This is a genomic window from Leucobacter sp. (assembly GCF_053528595.1).
Genome location: NZ_JAIVPF010000048.1, coordinates 39176 through 57511, shown reverse-complemented (window position 1 = coordinate 57511; position 18336 = coordinate 39176). Strand labels below are relative to the sequence as shown.

Below are 18336 nucleotides of genomic sequence, written 5' to 3'. Positions count from 1 at the left end.
GGGGGGGGGGGGGGGGGGGGGGGGGGAGGTCGCGCGGCGCGGCCGTGGGCGTAGGCTCGAGGCATGAGCCGATCCCCCGAAACCGACGCGAGCGGTTCCCCAGAGCGCGATCTCCCCGCGACGGCCGTCGCGCTGCGCGATGCGCTGCGCGCGGGCGAGGTGTCGGCGCGCGAGGCCGCCGAGCACTTCCTGGCCCGGATCGCCGAGCGCGCCGACCTCGGAGCCTTCATCGAGGTGACCGCCGAGCAGGCGCTCGCCGAGGCCGACGCCGCCGACGCCCGATTCGCGGCGCTGACCGCGGAGGAGCGCGCCGGACTCCCGCCCCTGCACGGCCTGCCCATCGCCCACAAGGACCTGGTGGATGTGACCGGCGCGCCCACCACCCTGGGCACCGCCGCCCTGCCGCACACGGTCGCCGAGCGGGACCACCCCGGCGTCGCGGTGCTGCGCGCGGCGGGCACGATCTCGCTCGGCAAGACGCAGGTGCCCGAGCTCGGGCTCAACGCCTACTCCGAGAACCTCATCGCTCCCCCCGCCCGCAACCCGCTCGATCCCGGGCGCACCGCGGGCGGGTCCTCGGGCGGCAGCGCAGCGGCGGTCGCGGCGGGTCTGCTGCCGGTCGCACCGGGCAGCGACGGCGGCGGATCGATCCGGATCCCGAGCCTCGCCTGCGGCCTCATCGGCCTGAAGCCCGGACTCGGAGCCGTGCCCACCGACCTGGAGCACGGCCCCGTGGACGACTTCGGGGCCCCGCGGATGCCGGTGTCCGGCCCCATCGCCCGCACCGCCGAGGATGCGGCCCTGCTCTTCGACGCGATGGCGGGGAGGCCGGGGCGCGCGCTCCGAGCCGTGCGCACGGCCGGCGAGCTGCGGGGGCTGCGCATCGGAGTGAGCGCCGCGTCCCCCTTCGAAGCCGCCCATCCCGTGCCGCTCTCGCCCGAGGCCCGGCTCGCCTGGCAGACGGCGGCCGAGCGGCTCGCGGCCGCCGGGCACCGGGTCGAGGAGGCGCGACTGCGCTACGACCCGCGCTATCCCGAGGCCTTCGGCACCGGCTGGATGGCGGGTCTGTCGCTGCTGGAGCTCGCCGAGGGGGCGGAGGAGGAGCTGATCCCGTACACCCGGCTCTTCCGCGAGCGGGCGCTGGCCCGGCCGCGGGCCGCGCACCTGGAGGCGGGAGCGATCCTGCAGGAGATCGCGGCCGACCTGCGCACGCAGTGGGGCGCCTACGACGTCGTGCTCACGCCGGGCCTCGCGATGCTGCCGCCGCGGGTGGGCGCATTCCTCGAACTCGCGCCCGACGACGACTACCGGCTGCAGTGCGAGTGGGCGGCCTACACCTCGATGGTCAACGTGTCGGGACTGCCCGCGGTCGCGATCCCGATCCTCGAGGTGCCGAACCCCGCCGGCCCCGGCGCCCTCTCCATGGGCGCGCAGCTGATCGGCCGGCCGGGCTCGGAGGCGCGGCTGCTGCAGCTCGCCGCGCAGCTGACGGTCCGCTGACCCGCCCGCGGCGGTCAGCGCCCTCGCGCGACCGGACGCTCCCGGGCGCCTCCGGCCCGCGCACGGCGGCTCGGGAGAGGATTCGCCCGCCGGATCAGGCCGCGCTCCGCGGGAGCGGCCTCCGGCTCTGGGTGCGCATGATCTCGTGCAGGGTCTCGAATTCCCCCTCCGCGACCGCCGCGTAGTAGTGGGGGCCGAGATGGTCGCGCCGCTCCGGCAGCACCGCGCCGTCCCGGTAGCTCAGATAGCGTCCGCCCGCCCGGCGCACGATGAGGGATCCGGCGGCGACGTCCCACGGGTGGGTCTCGAAGGAGATCGTGACGTCGATCCACCCCGCCGCCACCCAGCACAGGGCGATGCAGGTGCTGCCGAGCCCGCGCACCTGCGCGAACTGCCGCGTGACCTCGGCGAACTGCTCGAGGGCCAGCTCGGGGAGGTGCACCAGATCGCGCGCCAGCGGGAAGTTGAGCGCCACGGTCGCGCGGCCCGGCTCGGCGGACCCGCGGCTGCGCAGCGGCTCGTCTCCGAGGAACGCCCCGCGATCGTCGGCCCAGAACAGCTGGTCGGCCACCGGGTCGTAGACGACCCCCGCCACGAGATCCCCGTCGAGCGCGACGCCGACGCTCACCGCCCACATCGCGATGCCGCGGGCGAAGTTGGCCGTCCCGTCGATCGGATCGATGTACCAGGTGAGCGGGCCCGGACCGGCGCTCGCGCCCTCCTCCTCACCCACGATCGTCGAGTCGGGGTACGCCGCCAGGATCACGTCGCGGATGCGCCGCTCGCAGGCCCGATCGTACTCGGTCACGAGATCGTGCATGTCGGTCTTCACGTCGACCCGCAGGCCGGGATCGCGGAACCCGCGCAGCGCGATCCCACCCGCCTCGCGCGCCGCGCGGGTCGCGACCTCCGTGATGCGGTGCAGCTCGTGGGAGTTCATCGCGCCTCGCTCTCGTCCGCCGCCGACCGGCTCGGCGCGCAGATACCAGGTTACAAAGCTCGAGCCATGTAAGGTCGTAGAGGCTGCATCGATCGGCGCCGACCCCGCCGGTCGACCGAGCGGATCCCCCGCCGATCGCGCGAGGCGGAGCCGAGCCGAGATCACGAGTGCATGGTTTCGACTCGCTTCGCGCGCTCGACCGGCGTCGCCGACGGAGCAGCCGCTGCGGAACAGGCCCCCATCGGGCCGAGCGTCGAAGGAAGTGTGGTGCGATGACAGTGAAGGTGGCCCTCGCGGGCGTCGGGAATTGCGTGAGCTCGCTCGTGCAGGGCGTCGAGTACTATCGCGACGCGGCCGACGACGAACAGGTGCCCGGGCTCATGCACGTGCGGCTCGGCGGCTACCACGTCTCCGATCTGGAGTTCGTCGCGGCATTCGACGTCGACGCCGACAAGGTCGGCACGGACCTGAGCGAGGCGATCTGGGCCGGTCGCAACAACACCATCAAGTTCTCGGAGGTGCCCGAGATCGGCGTGACCGTGCAGCGCGGCCCCACCCTCGACGGGCTGGGCGAGTACTACCGCGACGAGGTCGAGGAGTCCCCCGCGGAGCCGGTCGACGTCGTGCAGGCGCTGCGCGACTCGGGAGCCGAGGTGCTCGCCTGCTACCTGCCGGTCGGCAGCGAGCAGGCCGCGAAGTTCTACGCGCAGGCCGCGCTCGAGGCGGGCGTCGCCTTCGTCAACGCGATCCCCGTGTTCATCGCGAGCGACCCCGAGTGGGCGGCCAGGTTCGTGGAGGCGGGCCTGCCGATCGTCGGCGACGACATCAAGAGCCAGGTCGGCGCGACCATCACCCACCGCGTGCTCGCGCACCTCATGGAGAGCCGCGGCATCGCTCTCGACCACACCTACCAGCTCAACGTCGGCGGCAACATGGACTTCAAGAACATGCTCGAGCGCAGCCGCCTGAAGTCGAAGAAGATCTCGAAGACGCAGGCCGTGACCTCCAACATCGAGGTCGATCTGCCCGAGGAGGACGTGCACGTCGGCCCGAGCGACCACGTGCCGTGGCTGACCGACCGCAAGTTCGCGTTCGTGCGCCTCGAGGGCCGCGGCTTCGGCGACGTGCCCATGAGCCTCGAGTACAAGCTCGAGGTGTGGGACTCGCCCAACTCGGCGGGCACCATGATCGACGCGATCCGCTGCGCGAAGGTCGCGAAGGATCTCGGCCACGCGGGCCCCGTGGAGGCGGCCTCGGCCTACTTCATGAAGTCGCCCCCGGTGCAGAAGGCCGACCACATCGCCCGCGAGGAGCTCGAGGCGTTCCTCTCGGACGACTAGGCCGCCGGCAGCGGATCCCCCATCAGCTCGCGGGCCTGCTGCATGAGCGAGATGCAGGCGAGCGTCCGATCGAGCGGGCGCAGCGGCGACTCGGCGAGGCCCCCGTCGATGCACCGGGCCACCTCGAGGGCCTCCCAGAAGAGCTGGGTGTGGGCGAGCGCGGGCTCGTCGTAGCGCAGCTCCTCGCCGTCGTGGAAGCGCACCACGACCGGCCCGGGCTGGTAGAACGGCGCCTCGAGCCGGAGGGTGGCCGCGGTGCCGGCGACGTAGGCCGTCGTCGGCGTGTCCGCGAGCATGGAGGCGCTGACCGTGGCCTGGCGGCCCGCCTCATCGCCGAGCAGCGCGTGGAACTGGCCGATCGAGCCGTGGCCCGCGTGCCGCTGCCCGCGCGCGGCGAGCACGCGGAGACCGGGCAGCATCTCGTTCGCGAACATCATGACGTAGGTGCCGATGTCGTTCATCGCGCCGCCGCCCTGCGCGGGATCCATGGCGCGGTGGTGATCCACCAGCCGCTCGCCGAGGTTCGCGTGCACCTCGACCACCTCGCCCAGCATCCCCTGCTCCACCACCTGCCGCACGACGGAGTAGCGCGGCAGCGCGAGCGACCAGACGGCCTCCATCGCGAAGAGCCCCCTCGCGCGGGCCAGCTCGACGAGGGCGCGGGCCTCCGCCAGGCCCGGCGTCAGGGGCTTCTCGACGAGTACGGGCCTGCCCGCCTCGAGCGCGAGCCTCGCGTGCGCGAAGTGGTCGAGATGCCCGGTGGCCACGTAGACGACGTCGGCGTCGGCGGCCACGAGCTCCTCGTACGAGCCGCAGGCCCGCTCGATCCCGTGCTGCGCCGCGAACTCCTCGGCGCGGGCGGCGGTGCGGGATCCCACGGCGACGACCCGCTGCGCGGTGTACCGCTGCAGCGCCTCGACGAAGCGCGCCGCGATCCATCCCGTGCCGAGGATCGCCCAGCGCAGCGAGGGGCCGGACAGCGGGTCGGGGACGACGGGCGAGGGCAGGATGCGGCCGCTCATCGGACCGCCTCCACGCTCACGAACGCGCCGCCCGCGCGCATCGAGGCCACCGCGGCGGCGGCGACCCGAGTGGCCGCAGCGCCGTCCTCGACCGTGGCGAGGGTCGGCGCGCGGCCCTCGCGCAGCGCCGTCACCCACTCCTGCAGCTCGAGCCGGTAGGCCTCGGCGAAGCGCGGCCGGAAGTCCTCGGGCACCGCCGTGCTCGTGGCGAGCGCCGCGGAGACGGAGACCCGGTGCGGCTCGGTGATCGCCACGGCGCCCGTCTCGCAGACGACCTCGCAGCGCATGTCGTAGCCGTACCGGGCGTTGAGGAAGACCTCGACGGTCGAGAGCGCCCCGTCGGCGGTGCGGAGCAGCAGCAGGAAGGGATCCCGCAGCCCGCCGGCCGTGCCGCTCGGCGCCGCGGGCGAGTGCCAGCTCACCTCGGTGACGGGCGCCCCGAGCAGCCAGGGAACGAGGTCGAGGTCGTGGATCGCGGAGTTGAAGACGACCGACTCGTCGGTGGCACCGGGCCCCGAGGCCACGCCGCGGCCGGTCGAGTGCACCATGACGGGGCGGCCGTGCACGGCCGAGGCGACGACGCGCTTCTGCTCGACGTAGCCGGGATCGAAGCGGCGCATGAAACCCTGGTGCACGAGCGGGATCCCGTCGCCGACGGCGGCGCGGTGCGCGGCGACGACGCGCTCCGCCTCCTCGACGGAGTACGACAGGGGCTTCTCGCAGAGGGTCGGCCTGCCCGCCGCGATGCAGGCGAGGGTCTGCTCGGCGTGCAGGATGTCGGGCGAGGCGATGAGCACCGCGTCGACCTCGGGGTGCGCGATGAGCTCCAGCGGGTCGCGGAACGCGGCGGCTCCGACGGCCGCTGCCGCGGCTCCCGCGCGCTCCGGGTCGGGATCCGCGACGGCGGTGACCGTCGCGCCCGAGACCTCCGCATACAGGAGCTGCGCGTGGAACGCTCCCATGACGCCGGTGCCGATGATGCCGATCCTCATTGCTGCTCCTTCATGAGCCGTGTCTGTGTCTGGGGGAATGTCCGGGCGCGGGTCCGCCGGCATCGCCGGTCCGCCGGCGCTACTGGTCGTAGGCGCCGGGCACGTTCTGGTCCCAGTCGATGACCGATCCGGTGACCACCCCGCTGCGCTCGCTCAGCAGGAAGACCACCGCGTCGGCGATCTCGTCCGGCTGCCCGAGCTTGCCCATCGGCTGCGCCGCGGCGGCCCGCTCGAGCCAGTCGTCGCCGGCGTCGTGGAAGGTGCGCTGAGTGGTGGCCTCGCCGGGCGTCGCGGTCCAGCCGATGTTGAGGCCGTTGATCCGGATCCGGTCGAAGCGGTGGGCGAAGGCGACGTTGCGGGTGAGGCCCGCGAGGCCGGCCTTCGAGGCCGTGTAGGGGGCGAGGTACGGCTGGCCGCCGTGCATCGACATCGAGATGATGTTGAGGATCGTGCCGGGCTCGCCGCGGCGGCGCATGTCGGCGACCGCCGCCTGCATCGTCATGAACGGCGCGACGAGATTGACCGCGAGGTGCTCGTCGAGCAGCTCGCGGGTGGTGTCGAGCAGGGTGCCGCGGCTCGTCGCCCCCGCCGCGTTCACCAGGCTGTCGACGCGGCCGAAGCGCTCGATCGTCTCGGCCACCGCACGCTCGGCCTCCCCCGGCGCCGCCAGGTCGGCGACGATCGCCAGCGCCTCGGCGCCGCGATCGCGGATCGCCGCCGCGGCCCGCTCGGCCTTCTCGCCGCTGCGCCCCACGATCGCGATGCCGGCCGCGCCCTCGCGGGCCGCCGCCTCGGCGATCGCGAGCCCGAGGCCCTGGGTTCCGCCGGTCACGAGCAGGATCCTGCCCGCCATCAACTGCTGCATGTCGCGCTCCTCACCGCTCGTCGTCGTGCGCGAGGCGTCCGGGCCGCAGCGGCAGACCGCCCGCGGCGTACACCTCGTCGATCAGCGCCATCGTGCGGCGGGACCGCTCGAGCGCATCGGTCGAGCGGTCACCGCGACGCACCGCGTCGCGGACGCGCCGCAGCTGGTAGACGTACGAAGACACGGCGCCGGTGCGCTCCTCGCGCTCCTCGACGCCCGCGCCGGTGGTCGTCCGCACGATCAGCCGGTCGTCCTCCTGCGGCTTCACGAAGTTGGGCAGGAGCACCTCGCCCAGACTCCCGACGACCCGCAGGCCGAAGTCCCAGTCCGCACTCGTCATGCTCGTGCGCATCGCGACCGGGACGTCCCCGAGCGCCAGCCGCGCTGCAGCGGCGGCGTCCACGCGCGGGTCGCCCGCGGACGGCTCGATGCGGGCCGAGCGCAGCTCGAGCGGCGCACCGACGGCGTCGCCGAGCAGCAGCAGGCCGTGCAGCGCGTAGCAGCCGAGGTCCATCATGGCGCCGCCCGCGAGGTCGAAGCTCCAGCGCGGGTCGCTCGCGGAGGGCGCCGGCATCTCCATGCGCACGTCGACCTCGCGGATCTCGCCGACCTCGCCGGAGCGCACGAGCTCGATGAGCCGGTGCACGGCGGGATGGTCGGCGTAGTGGAAGGCCTCCCAGGCCCAGCCCCGCGCGGATCCGAGCCGCTCCGCGACCCGATCGAACTCCGCGAGGTTCGCGGCGAAGGGCTTCTCCACGAGCACCGAGCGGCCGGCGTCGAGCGCCCGCACCGTCCACTCGGCGTGCAGGCCGTTGGGCAGGCCGATGTAGATCAGGTCGAGCGAGTCGTCGGCGACGAGCGCCTCGTAGCTCTCGTGGACCCCCGCATAGCCGTGCGCCTCGGCATAGGCGCGGGCGCGTTCGGGATCCCGCGCCGCCACCGCGGCCCGGAGGTCGCCGGTCTCCCGCGTCGCCTCGGTGATCGCGAGCTCGGCGATCCTCGACGCCCCCAGCAGGCCGATGCGCAACGGCTCGCTCATGCCACGACCGCCTCGATGTCCTCGGCGCCGACGGGTGCAGCGCTCGCCGAGCCGACCCCGACGGCCGCCCGGATGAAGGCCACGCTGCGGCGAGCGTTCTCGAGGGCCCGCACCGCGTCGTCCTCGCTCTCCACCACGGTGTCCTGCTCCAGCACGTACCAGCCGTCGTACCCGGAGTCGCGCAGCACGGCGACGATCTCGCCGATGCGGGCGTCGCCCGCGCCGAGCGCCTGGTACATGCCCCGGCGCACGCCCTCGCGGTAGTCGATCTCGCCGGCGCGCACGCGGGCCGCGACGTCGAGGCTCACGTCCTTGAGGTGGGCGTGCACGATGCGGCCGGCGTGCTGCCGCACGAAGGCGACCGGGTCGCCGCCGCCGAGCGTGTAGTGGCCGGTGTCGAGGCAGAGGCCGATGCGGGATCCCGCGACCACGCGCGCCACCGCCTCGGGGGTCTCGACCGCGGTGCCGAGGTGCGGGTGCAGCGTCGCGACGACACCCGCGCGGGCGGCGGCGTCGAGCGCCCGGTCGAGGTTCTCGAGCAGCGTCTCCCACTCCGCCTCGCTCAGCTCGGCCGCCCCGTCGTAGCCGTCCTCGCCCGTCACCGCGGAGAGCACCATGGTGCCGGCCCCCGCCGCTGCGTACGCCTCGAGCTCGCGCTCGATCGCGGGCAGCGGATCCCCGTCGCCGCCGGGCTCTGCGGAGCGGTGCAGCACCACCGGGAAGAACCCGCCGACCGCACGCAGGCCGGCGGCGGCGAGCGCCTCGGCGCGCTCCGCGGGCGCGTCGGGCAGGAAGCCCTCGGGGCCGAACTCGGTCGCTTCGATGCCGAGGCCGACCATCTCCGAGAGCACGCGCTCGCGGTCGAGCTGCAGGCCCCAGTCGGGGACCTCTATGACGCCCCAGCTGATGGGGGCGGAGGCGATGCGGGCGTTCATGGGGACTCCTTCGTCGGTGCGGTCGGTGCGGTCGGTGCGGGTGCGGTCGGTGCGGGTCGGGCACGGCGCCGGGAGAGAAGGGCCTCGGCGTGCCCGGGTCGCGCTATGCGCGGACGGCGGCGGTCGTGCCGTCGACCGGAGCACTGGTCTCCCAGCTGCGGGCCTCGGCCGAGCGCTCGGCCGCGGTGACCACCTGGGCCGCCGACAGCGCGTCCTGGATGTTCGAGTTCAGGTGCTCGCGCCCCAGCGCCCCCTGCAGGAACTTCTTCGCCTCGATCACCTTGAGGTCGTCGTAGCCCATGGAGGTGCCGGCCCCGGGCTGGAAGCGGCCGAAGTCACCCATGCCGGGATGAGCCATGATGCGGGTGTACCCCTGGTTCTCGGCGCCGAGGCCGCCGGAGAGGTGCAGCTCGTTCATGCGCTCGAAGTCCCAGTAGGCGGATCCCTCGGTGCCGTAGATCTCGATGCCGTAGCTCGCCCGCGGCCCGACGGCGACGCGCGAGGCCTCGAGCGTGCCCACCGCGCCGGCGGCGACCGCGTCGCCCGAGAGGCGCACGAGCATGGCGGCGTAGTCCTCGTTCTCGACGGGCTTCATCTCCCCGTCCTCGATCACGGCGAAGTGCGTGCCCGTGCCCATCGGCAGCTCGGGGCGCTCCGTGTAGACCGTGGAGGTGAGGGCGCTCACCTCGGCGATGGGGCCGAGCGTGTACTGCACGAGGTCGACCAGGTGGCCCATGAGGTCCCCCAGCACGCCGTTGCCGGCGAGGCCGCGCAGGAAGCGCCAGGACAGCGCCCCGCGCGGATCGGAGGAGTAGTCGGCGAACATCTGGCCGCGCACGTTGGTGATGCGGCCGAGCCCGCCTTCGGCCACGAGCGCGCGGAGCTGCTCGACGGCGGGGGCGTGGCGGTAGTTGAAGCCGATCGAGGTGACGACGCCGGCCTCGGCTGCCGCCTCGGCGACCGATCGGGTCTCGTCCTCGCCGCGGCCGACGGGCTTCTCGATCCAGAAGTGCTTGCCGGCCTGCGCGGCCGCGATGCCGATCTCGGCGTGCAGGAAGTTGGGGGCGCAGATGGAGACCACGTCGACCTCGGGGTCGTTCAGCACCTCGCGGTAGTCGGCCGAGGCGCGCTCGTAACCGAGCACCTCGACGGCCTCCCGGGCGCGGGCCGGCGCGGGATCGGCGGCGTGCACGAGGCGCGGCGCGATCTTGAGGTCCGGGTAGACGTACCGCAGGTTCGCATAGGCGCGGCTGTGCAGCTGCCCCATCCAGCCCACGCTGATGAGCCCGACGCCGATCGTCGTGGTGCCGTCTTCGTTCGTCTGCATGATCGTGTTTCTCTCAGTCGAGGGTGCTGGGCACCGTGCTTCGTCGCGGTTCGGGACTCGTTATGGACCGGTCCAAATTGTAAAGACATGGCGCCCCCGCTGTCAATACGCAGGCGGATGACGCGCGGGAGCGGGACGGTGCTGCCAGGGCTCTGGACAGTGCTGCGCGCGGACGGCGTCCCGCTCGGCCGGACGCCCGCGACCGGCGCGCTCGCGCAGCGGCCCCACGGCAGCGCCGTAACGGGCTCCGCTGCCGATCGCCGCCCGCGGAGCCCACCCCGCGGAGCCCACCCCGCGGAAACGCGGAGTCGCATCCGGCTGCCTCCGCTCGGAGGGGGCAGCCGGATGCGACTCCGCTTCGGCGTGCGACGACTACTTGCCGTCCGACTCCGGAAGGTCCCGGATGTTCACGGCTTCGGTGACGGGCACGTGGCCGACACCGGCCGCCGCGTCTCCCTCGATCTCATCGCGGATGACCCGGACCGTATCGGTGCTGGTGCCGACCTGGCGCAGCTCGTGCACCAGCTGCTCGAGCTCGGCGCCGCCGGCCATGAGACCCGTCAGCTCCTCGAGCGTGATCTCCGACTTCTCGTGGTAGCCGATGCTCTGCCCGCGCTTCAGCAGCAGGAAGCGATCGCCCACCGGGTAGGCGTGGTGCGGGTTGTGCGTGATGAAGATCACACCGAGTCCGCGATCCCGCGCCTGGATGATGTAGCGCAGCACCACACCCGACTGCTTCACGCCCAGGGCGGCGGTCGGCTCGTCGAGGATGAGCACCTTCGCACCGAAGTACACGGCGCGGGCGATGGCCACGCACTGGCGCTCGCCGCCCGAGAGGGTGCCGATGGGCTGATCCACGTCGCGCAGGTCGATGCCCATGTCGAGCAACTCCCTCTTGGCCGTCTCCTTCATGAAGTCGACGTCGAGCCGCCGGAACGGCCCCCAGCCCTTGGAGACCTCGGAGCCCAGGAAGAAGTTGCGCCAGACCGGCATGAGCGGTGCGACGGCGAGGTCCTGGTACACCGTCGCGATCCCCCGGTTGAGGGCCTCGCGCGGCGAGTTGAACCGCACCTCCTGGCCCTCGACGAGGTATGCGCCCTCCGTGTTCTGGTGCAGGCCGGCGATGATCTTGATGAGCGTCGACTTGCCGGCGCCGTTGTCGCCGAGCACGCACGTCACCTCGCCGGGGCTCACCTCGAGGCTCACGTCGCGCAGGGCGATGATGTTGCCGTAGCGCTTCCCCGCGTCGCGCAGCTCGACGAGCGGCACCCGGCCGGTCGCGGGAGCGGCGGTTGCCGTGGCGTTCATTTCTTGCCTCCCTTGCCCGCGCGGCGCTGCAGCGTGAAGTTCAGCACGGTGGCACCGAGGAGCATCGCTCCGAGGAAGAACTTCAGCCAGTCGGGGTTCCACTCCGCGTACACGACGCCCTTGAGCGCCATGCCGTAGATGAGCGCACCGATCGCGCCGCCGATCGCGCTGCCGTAGCCGCCGGTCATCAGGCAGCCGCCGACCACCGCGGCGATGATGTAGAGGAACTCGTTGCCGATGCCCTCACCCGACTGCACGGTCTTGAAGGCGAACAGCTGATGCATGCCCAGCAGCCACGCGCAGAAGCTCACGCCCATGTAGAGACCGATCTTGGTCCACACCACGGGCACGCCGACCGCGCGGGCCGCGTCCGGTGCGCCACCGCTCGAGAAGATCCAGTTGCCGGTCTTCGTGCGCTGCAGGATCCAGGTCGCGATGATCACGAGCAGGATCCAGTAGAACACCGTGATCTTCACCTTCACCCCGAAGACCGGGATGTCGGAGGCGAATACGGCCGCGGCCGACTCGAAGCCGGGCCAGCGCTCGATCGAGGGAGCGGCGACGCCGCCCGTGATCGCGCGCGTGACACCGAGGTTGAGGCCGGTCACCATGAAGAACGTCGCCAGTGTGATGATGAAGCTCGAGAGCTTCGTCTTGGTGAGCAGCCAGCCGTTGACGAAGCCGAGTATCAGCGAGGTGACGAGCCCGATGATGACCCCGAACCAGACGTTGCCGCCGAACCAGTACAGGAACAGCGACGCCGACAGCGCCGAGAAGATCACGCCGACACCGGCGGAGAGGTCGACCTCGCCGCCGATCATGAGGAGCGAGACGCCGACGGCCATGATGCCGACGGTCGAGGCGCCGTAGAGGATCGTGGCGATCGACTCGGGTCGGGTGAACTGGGGTGCGACCACGGCGAACATGATCGCGAGGACGAGCGCCGCGGCGGTGGCGCCGGCCTCCGGCTTGGTGAAGAACCTCGTGAAGAGATTGCCGGAGGCCAGGCGCTCGTCCGCCTTGGAGACAGTTGCTGTAGACATCAATCAGTCTTTCGGACGACCTGTATCACTCGAACTGCGCCGAGACGCTGTCGGCGTTGTCGGCGTTGACCACGGCCGGGCCGGTCAGTACGGCCTGGCCTCCGCCGAGCACGTAGCCCCCCTGGTTGAACAGGCGCACCGCCTCGACGCTGGAGTAGCCCTGCAGGAAGGGCTGCTGGTCGATGCCGAAGAGAATCGACCCGTCGTTGATGGCGTTGTAGACGTCGGCGTTGAGGTCGGTGGTCGCGAGCACGGCGCTCGAGCCGGCGTCGGCGATGGCGTCCTGAGCGGTCAGCGCGAAGGGGGCGCCGAGCGTGAGCACACCGTCGATGTCCGAGTTGGTCTGCAGCTTCGAGGTGATGGTCGAGGCGACGTTGGTCATGTCGGTGCCCTGCACGTACAGCACCTCGGAAGAGCCGCTGAACGTGTCGGCCAGACCCTCGCAGCGGGACTCGAGGCCCACGTGGCCCTGCTCCTGGATCACGCAGACGACCTTGCTCAGCCCCGCCTCGTTGAACTGCTCACCGGCGGCCTGACCGGCGATGAACTCGTTCTGGCCGAAGTGGGCGAGCACGCCCATCTCCTTGAACTGCTCCTCGCCCGCGTTGATGCTGAAGACCGGGATGCCGGCCTCGACGGCCTTCTTGACCTCGCCGGACATCGCGTCGGCCTTCGCCAGCGTCACGACGATGCCGTCGACGCCCTGGTCCACCGCCTGCTGCACCAGCTGCGCCTGGCGGGCGCCATCGGGATCCGAGCTGTAGAGCAGATCGACGTTGTTCTTCTCAGCAGCGTCCTCCGCGCCTGCGCGGATCGTGTCCCAGAAGGTGTCGCCCGGTGCGGCATGGGTGACGAGCGCGACCTTCAGCGGTTCGAGGTCGGAGCCGCCGCCCTCTTCACCGCCGGCTGCGCCGCCGCCGGCACCCGCGGGAGAACCGCACGCGGCGAGCAGCAGTGCGCCCGTGGCTGCGACACCGGCAAGACCGAGCTTGCCCCAACGACCCTTACGTGACTTCAACATTGCTTCACTCCATCGTGTAATTGAACTAATGTCGTTACAAAGCTTGCGCTCGGTTTTACAGTACCGTAACTTTCGCCGCGAGGCGACACCTACGGTAAAGGTTCGATAACGACCTCACCGAAACAGTCCCGGCTCACCGCGAAACATGCCGGCAATCTTGGACCGGTCCAAATCATCACACGCGCCTCGCGCGCCTGTCAAGGCCGCCGGCCCTCCCGCACCGCTCGTTCCTCCTGCCGCAGGCGCTCGCCGAGACCCCGAGGCGGCGGTCGCGGGGCGGCGCCCCGCTGGCCGGACGCCGACCCGGGGCCGCGCCCGCTTCGCCCAGGCGGAGCGCGACGGCGACTGACGCACGGCGCGCTCGGGGCGGCGTCCCGGCGATACGCCCGTCAGGCGGGGGGCGCGTCGATCGCCGCGATCACGGCGGTGAGCTCGTCGCGCAGGGCCATGAGCCGCTCGACGGGCAGGCCGAGTCGTTCGACGACCGCGGGCGGCACCGACAGCGCGCGCTCGCGCAGAGCCCGCCCGGCCTCGGTGGGCACGATGCAGAAGGTGCGCTCGTCGCCCTCCACCGGGACGCGCTCGACGAGCCCCGAGTGCTCGAGGCGCTTGATGAGCGGCGAGAGCGTCGCGGGATCGAGGCGCAGCATGTCGGCGATCTCGCCGAAGCGCAGCGGGGCGTCGCCCCACAGGGCGAGCATGACGAGGTACTGCGGGTGGGTCAGGCCGAGCGGCTCAAGGATCGGCCGGTAGATCCCGATCACGCTCCGGCTGGCGACGGCGAGCGCGAAGCACACCTGCCGGTCGAGCTCGAGGGCGTCGTCGGGGAGCTGTTCCATCTCTCGATCCTATCTCGTTTGCGCACTAACGAGTGTGTTAGCATTTCGTTTGTGCGCAAACGAAAACGACGACTCTGGCACGAGAGCCCGTACGACGGGGTGCCCGGCTTCTACGCCGCGATGCAGCGATTCTTCTACCAATTCGAGGGAACGGCGCAGCTCGGCGACCCCAACGAGCCGCCCTACGTGCCCCCGGCCGATCCGCGCTGCCCGGTGTGCGGCGCATCGATGACCGAGCACCGCATCGACCGCGGCGGCCCCGGCAAGCCGACCCACCTGAAGTGCCCCGCGCCGAGCACCGACGGCTGAGCGCCGCGACCGGCGGAGATCAGACGGTGGCGACGAACGCGGGAGCGCGACCCGCCAGCACCTCGGACACGGCCTCCGCCGCCATGCGGAAGGTGGCCGCCATCGCCCCCTCCGAGAGCCCGGTCGTGTGCGGGCTCAGCAGCACGCGCGGATCGTCGGCGAGCGGGTGATCCCGCACCGGCTCTGTCTCGAACACATCGATCCCCGCCCCGCCGAGCACCCCCTCGTCGAGCGCTGCGCGCAGCGTCCCGGTGCGCACGAGGTCGGCGCGTGCGCAGTTGACGAGCACGAGCCCCGGTCGCGCCGTGCGCAGCAGCTCGATGGGCAGCAGCTCGCCGCCGCCCCCCGGCAGGTGCAGCGTGATCGCGTCGGCGAGGCGCACCGCCTCCGCGAGGCTCGCGTTCTCGTACGCCTCCGCCCGCACGAAGGGGTCGTGCACGACGACCCGCATACCGAACGCGTCGCCGAAGCCGGCGACGAGGCGCCCGATGCGCCCGAAGCCGAGCACGGCGAGCGTCCTGCCGTGCAGGTCCCCCGGAGTCGGAATCGGATCGACCCCCCACCGTCCCGCGGCCACCAAGGCGTGGGACTCGCCCGCCCGCTTCACCAGCGAGCAGAGCATCGCGAAGGCGCCCTCGGCCACCGCGCGGCTGTTGCTGCCGGGAGTCACCGCGACGGCGACGCCCCGCTCGGTCGCGGCCGCCACGTCGACGCGCTCCACGCCCACACCCGTGCGCGCCACGACCCGCAGCGCGGGCATACGCGCCAGCAGCTCGCGGTCCACGTCGAAGGCGGCCCGCACGATCGCCCCCTCGGCCACGGCGAGGTCTCCCGCGGAGGGATCGGACACGAAGAGGGCGCGCTCGGGCAGGTAGGGCCGCACCAGGGCGGGATCGACCGGGCCCAGCCCGACCACCACGGGAGCGGCCGCGGTTCCGCCTCCCCTCGGCCGCTCAGCCGGCGGCACGGTCCACCCCCAGGCCATCGGGGATCGAGGCGCGCACCGTCGAGGCGAGCAGCGTCGCATCGGAGCCGAGCGCCAGGAAGCCGAAGCCGCGATCCCGGTACCGCTCGATGGCCGCGCGGTCGTTCGCGAGGATGCCCGCGACCTTGCCGTGCCGGCGGCAGGCCTCGACCACCCGGTCGAGCACGGCCTGGAAGCCGGGGTCGTCGAAGCGCCGCGGAACGCCGAGCGCGTAGCTGAGGTCCTGCGGCCCCACGAAGAGCACGTCGGCGCCCGGGGTCGCGGCGATCGCCTCGAGCTCGTCGACCGCGCCGCGGGTCTCGATCTGCACGATGCCGATCGCCTGCTCGTTCGAGCGGTCGAGCGCGGCGGTGTCGAGCGTCCAGCGCGCGGCCCGGTTGTAGCTGGCCACCCCGCGGTCGCCCTGCGGCGGGTACAGCTGGTGCCGGCGCGCCTCGGCGGCCTCGGCGGCGCTCGAGATGCGCGGGAGCATGACCCCGGCCGCCCCGGTGTCGAGCGCGCGCCCGATGCGGATGCGCTCCGGCTGCTCCACCCGCACGAGGGTCGCGGTGCCGTAGGCGCCGGCGGCGGCGACGATCGCGCCCACCTGGTCCTCGTCCCCTCCGCCGTGCTCGAGGTCGACGAGCACCCAGTCGAGGCCGGCGGCCGCGCAGACCTCGGCTGCGGTCACCGACCCGAGGCCCAGGAAGGTGCCGATCGTGGGCTCGCCCGAGAGGAACCGCTCCCGCAGCGCGCGGCCGGGGGCGAGGGGCCCGCCCATGACCGTTCCCCGAGCTCGTCGAGGGGAGCGGTCACTGCTCATCTCGACAGGCTCGATGGACGGAGCCGCGTCCCCGCTCACCCGTGCCACCGCTGCGTCGCGAGGCCCTCGCCGTACTCGGCGAGCTTCTCGGAGGTGTCGACGCGCTCCCACACCTCGGCCGGCGACACGTCCCACCAGACCTCGGAGGCGGGCAGGTCGGCGTGCGGGATCGTGGGCACGACGATCACGACGGGGCCGCGCACGCCGCGGGTCTCGTCGAGCGCCCCGCGCACCTCTTCGGCGGTCGTGGCCCGCCGCACCTCGGCCCCGAGGCCCGCGGCGATCCGACCGAGGTCGATGCGCAGGTAGTCGCCCTCGAGGCGCCCGGCATCGGCATCGGCGAGGGATCCCCCGCCCTCGCGGTAGCGGAACTCGTTGCCGAAGTGCTCGCCCGTGCGCCACATCTGCAGGCGGCGGATCACCTGGTAGCCGTGGTTCTCGGAGATGACGACGGTGAAGGGGATGCCCTCCTGCGCCGCGGTGACGATCTCGGTGGGCATCATCACGAAGGTGCCGTCTCCGATGAACGCGGTCACGCGGTGCGAGGGATCGGGGTCGGCCACGCGCACCCCCATCGCGGCGGGCAGCTCGTAGCCCATGCACGAGAAGCCGAACTCGAGGTGCGCGTGGCGGCCGCCGGTCGCATCCCACACCTTCTGCAGGTCTCCGGGCGGGCCGCCCGCCGCCGCGACGATCGTGTCGCCGGGGCGCGCGTGCTGCTGCATGAGGCCGATGAGCTGCCCCTGGGTGAGCACGGCGTCGGTGTCGGGCAGCTCGGGGTGCTGCTCCTTCGGGAAGCGGGTGCCGGGATCGAGTGCGGCGTCGCGCACCGGCAGCCAGGCGGCGCGGCCGGCCGCGACCTCCTCCGCCCAGGCGGCGGGGAGGCGGTAGTCGCCCAGCTCCGCGGCGAGCGCGGCGAGCGCCAGCCTCGCGTCGGCGAGCACCGCCGCGGCGCCCTGCTTCACCGCGTCGTGCTCGACGACGTTGATCGAGGCGAAGCGCACGCCGGGATTCGCGAAGAGCGACTGCGACGCCGTGGCGAAGTCGGTGAGGCGGGTGCCGACGTGCACGATCAGGTCGGCGCGCTCGGCGAGACGGTTGGTGGTCGGCGATCCCTCCAGGCCGATGCCGAAGACGCTCCACGGGCCGTCCTCGACGATCGCGCCCTTGCCGGCGAAGGTCTCGGCGACCGGCAGCAGCGTCTGCTCACCGAGGTCGGTGAGGACCCGCTGCGCCTCGGAGTAGATGACGCCGCCGCCCGCGATGACGAGCGGGCGCTCGGCGCCCCTGATGAGCTCGGCCAGCTGCGCGACCTCGGCCGCGTCGGGCACCCGACGGCGGATCGCCCAGTCGCGCTCCTCGAAGAACTCGGCGGGGAAGTCGAAGGCGTGCGACTGCACGTCCTGCGGCAGCGCGACCACGACCGCGCCGGTCTCCTCGGGGTTCGCGAGCACGCGGAAGGCCTGCGGCAGCGCGGTGAGCAGCTGCTCGGGGCGGGTGATGCGGTCGAAGAACCGCGCCACCGGGCGGAAGGTGTCGTTCGCCGTGACGTCGGGGGTGCCCGGCAGGTCGAGCTGCTGGAGCACGGGGCCCTGGCGTCGGGTCGCGTAGGTGTCGCCCGGGAAGAGCAGCAGCGGGATCCGGTTGACGGTGGCCAGCGCCGCGGCCGTGACGAGGTTCGTGGCGCCCGGGCCGATCGAGGCGGTCACGGCGAGGGTCTGGCGGCGCTTGGAGGCCTTGGCGAAGCCGGTGGCCATGTGGCCGAGCGCCTGCTCGTTGCGGCCCTGCACGAAGGGCAGGCGATCCGCGTGCTCGGCGAGCGCCTGGCCGAGACCGGCGACGTTGCCGTGCCCGAAGATGCCGAGCGCGGCCGGCACGAAGCGGCGCCGCTCGCCGTCGGCGACCGAGTGCTGGGCGGCGACGTAGCGCACGATGGCCTGCGCGACGGTGAGGCGGACGGTCCGCCCCGAGGTTCCCTGAACCATGATTCTCGAGCTCCTTTGCTGCTGCTGATGCTTCTCAGCGGTGATTGAGCGAGGGACGAGCCGAAATCACGGCGCCCCTCTCCT

General features: G+C 72.6%; 17 protein-coding genes. 3 read left to right on the top strand and 14 right to left on the bottom strand.

Annotated features, from left to right (window positions below):
* The first annotated feature begins 63 nt into the window (after window positions 1-63).
* Window positions 64-1500: an amidase gene (locus ACWKZU_RS10050; RefSeq protein ID WP_449282186.1), complete on the top strand. Its 1437-nt coding sequence runs from the start codon at window positions 64-66 to the stop codon at window positions 1498-1500.
* Window positions 1501-1594: 94 nt separating this feature from the next.
* Here the strand turns inward: ACWKZU_RS10050 and ACWKZU_RS10045 are convergent, their stop codons facing one another.
* Window positions 1595-2440: an inositol monophosphatase family protein gene (locus ACWKZU_RS10045; RefSeq protein ID WP_449282185.1), complete on the bottom strand. Its 846-nt coding sequence runs from the start codon at window positions 2438-2440 to the stop codon at window positions 1595-1597.
* A gap of 272 nt (window positions 2441-2712) precedes the next feature.
* Here ACWKZU_RS10045 and ACWKZU_RS10040 point away from each other — a divergent pair, with 272 nt between their 5' ends.
* On the top strand, window positions 2713-3780 hold the full coding sequence (locus ACWKZU_RS10040) for an inositol-3-phosphate synthase (RefSeq protein ID WP_449282184.1): 1068 nt from the start codon (window positions 2713-2715) through the stop codon (window positions 3778-3780).
* Here ACWKZU_RS10040 and ACWKZU_RS10035 read toward each other — a convergent pair.
* From ACWKZU_RS10035 to ACWKZU_RS09990, 10 genes are all read right to left on the bottom strand, one after another.
* Window positions 3777-4802: a Gfo/Idh/MocA family protein gene (locus ACWKZU_RS10035; protein WP_449282183.1), complete on the bottom strand. Its 1026-nt coding sequence runs from the start codon at window positions 4800-4802 to the stop codon at window positions 3777-3779. The genes ACWKZU_RS10040 and ACWKZU_RS10035 overlap by 4 nt on opposite strands.
* Window positions 4799-5794, bottom strand: coding sequence for a Gfo/Idh/MocA family protein (locus tag ACWKZU_RS10030; protein WP_449282182.1), 996 nt, complete (start codon window positions 5792-5794; stop codon window positions 4799-4801). The genes ACWKZU_RS10035 and ACWKZU_RS10030 overlap by 4 nt, the downstream gene beginning before the upstream one ends.
* A gap of 79 nt (window positions 5795-5873) precedes the next feature.
* Window positions 5874-6659, bottom strand: coding sequence for an SDR family oxidoreductase (locus ACWKZU_RS10025; protein WP_449282181.1), 786 nt, complete (start codon window positions 6657-6659; stop codon window positions 5874-5876).
* Between the two features lie 10 nt (window positions 6660-6669).
* Window positions 6670-7698, bottom strand: a complete 1029-nt coding sequence (locus ACWKZU_RS10020; RefSeq protein ID WP_449282180.1) for a Gfo/Idh/MocA family protein — start codon at window positions 7696-7698, stop codon at window positions 6670-6672.
* Window positions 7695-8633, bottom strand: coding sequence for a sugar phosphate isomerase/epimerase family protein (locus tag ACWKZU_RS10015; protein WP_449282179.1), 939 nt, complete (start codon window positions 8631-8633; stop codon window positions 7695-7697). The genes ACWKZU_RS10020 and ACWKZU_RS10015 overlap by 4 nt, the downstream gene beginning before the upstream one ends.
* Window positions 8634-8736: 103 nt before the next feature.
* Window positions 8737-9960: a Gfo/Idh/MocA family protein gene (locus ACWKZU_RS10010; protein WP_449282178.1), complete on the bottom strand. Its 1224-nt coding sequence runs from the start codon at window positions 9958-9960 to the stop codon at window positions 8737-8739.
* Window positions 9961-10332: 372 nt separating this feature from the next.
* Window positions 10333-11268, bottom strand: a complete 936-nt coding sequence (locus tag ACWKZU_RS10005) for an ATP-binding cassette domain-containing protein (RefSeq protein WP_449282177.1) — start codon at window positions 11266-11268, stop codon at window positions 10333-10335.
* On the bottom strand, window positions 11265-12311 hold the full coding sequence (locus ACWKZU_RS10000) for an ABC transporter permease (RefSeq protein WP_449282176.1): 1047 nt from the start codon (window positions 12309-12311) through the stop codon (window positions 11265-11267). Before ACWKZU_RS10000 ends, ACWKZU_RS10005 begins: the two co-directional genes overlap by 4 nt.
* Window positions 12312-12336: 25 nt before the next feature.
* The gene (locus tag ACWKZU_RS09995; RefSeq protein ID WP_449282175.1) at window positions 12337-13332 is read right to left on the bottom strand and encodes a substrate-binding domain-containing protein; all 996 of its coding nucleotides are present in this window, start codon (window positions 13330-13332) and stop codon (window positions 12337-12339) included.
* Between the two features lie 389 nt (window positions 13333-13721).
* Entirely contained in the window at window positions 13722-14171 is a 450-nt protein-coding gene (locus ACWKZU_RS09990; protein ID WP_449282174.1) for a MarR family winged helix-turn-helix transcriptional regulator, read from the bottom strand.
* Window positions 14172-14222: 51 nt separating this feature from the next.
* Between ACWKZU_RS09990 and ACWKZU_RS09985 the strand changes: the two genes are divergently transcribed.
* The gene (locus ACWKZU_RS09985) at window positions 14223-14480 is read left to right on the top strand and encodes a hypothetical protein (protein WP_449282173.1); all 258 of its coding nucleotides are present in this window, start codon (window positions 14223-14225) and stop codon (window positions 14478-14480) included.
* A gap of 19 nt (window positions 14481-14499) precedes the next feature.
* Here the strand turns inward: ACWKZU_RS09985 and ACWKZU_RS09980 are convergent, their stop codons facing one another.
* From ACWKZU_RS09980 to iolD, 3 genes are all read right to left on the bottom strand, one after another.
* On the bottom strand, window positions 14500-15399 hold the full coding sequence (locus ACWKZU_RS09980; protein WP_449282172.1) for an NAD(P)-dependent oxidoreductase: 900 nt from the start codon (window positions 15397-15399) through the stop codon (window positions 14500-14502).
* A gap of 34 nt (window positions 15400-15433) precedes the next feature.
* The gene (locus tag ACWKZU_RS09975; RefSeq protein WP_449282171.1) at window positions 15434-16225 is read right to left on the bottom strand and encodes an HpcH/HpaI aldolase family protein; all 792 of its coding nucleotides are present in this window, start codon (window positions 16223-16225) and stop codon (window positions 15434-15436) included.
* Between the two features lie 77 nt (window positions 16226-16302).
* Complete coding sequence (iolD, locus tag ACWKZU_RS09970) at window positions 16303-18252, bottom strand: 3D-(3,5/4)-trihydroxycyclohexane-1,2-dione acylhydrolase (decyclizing) (RefSeq protein ID WP_449282170.1); 1950 nt, start codon at window positions 18250-18252, stop codon at window positions 16303-16305.
* Window positions 18253-18336 lie beyond the last annotated feature (84 nt).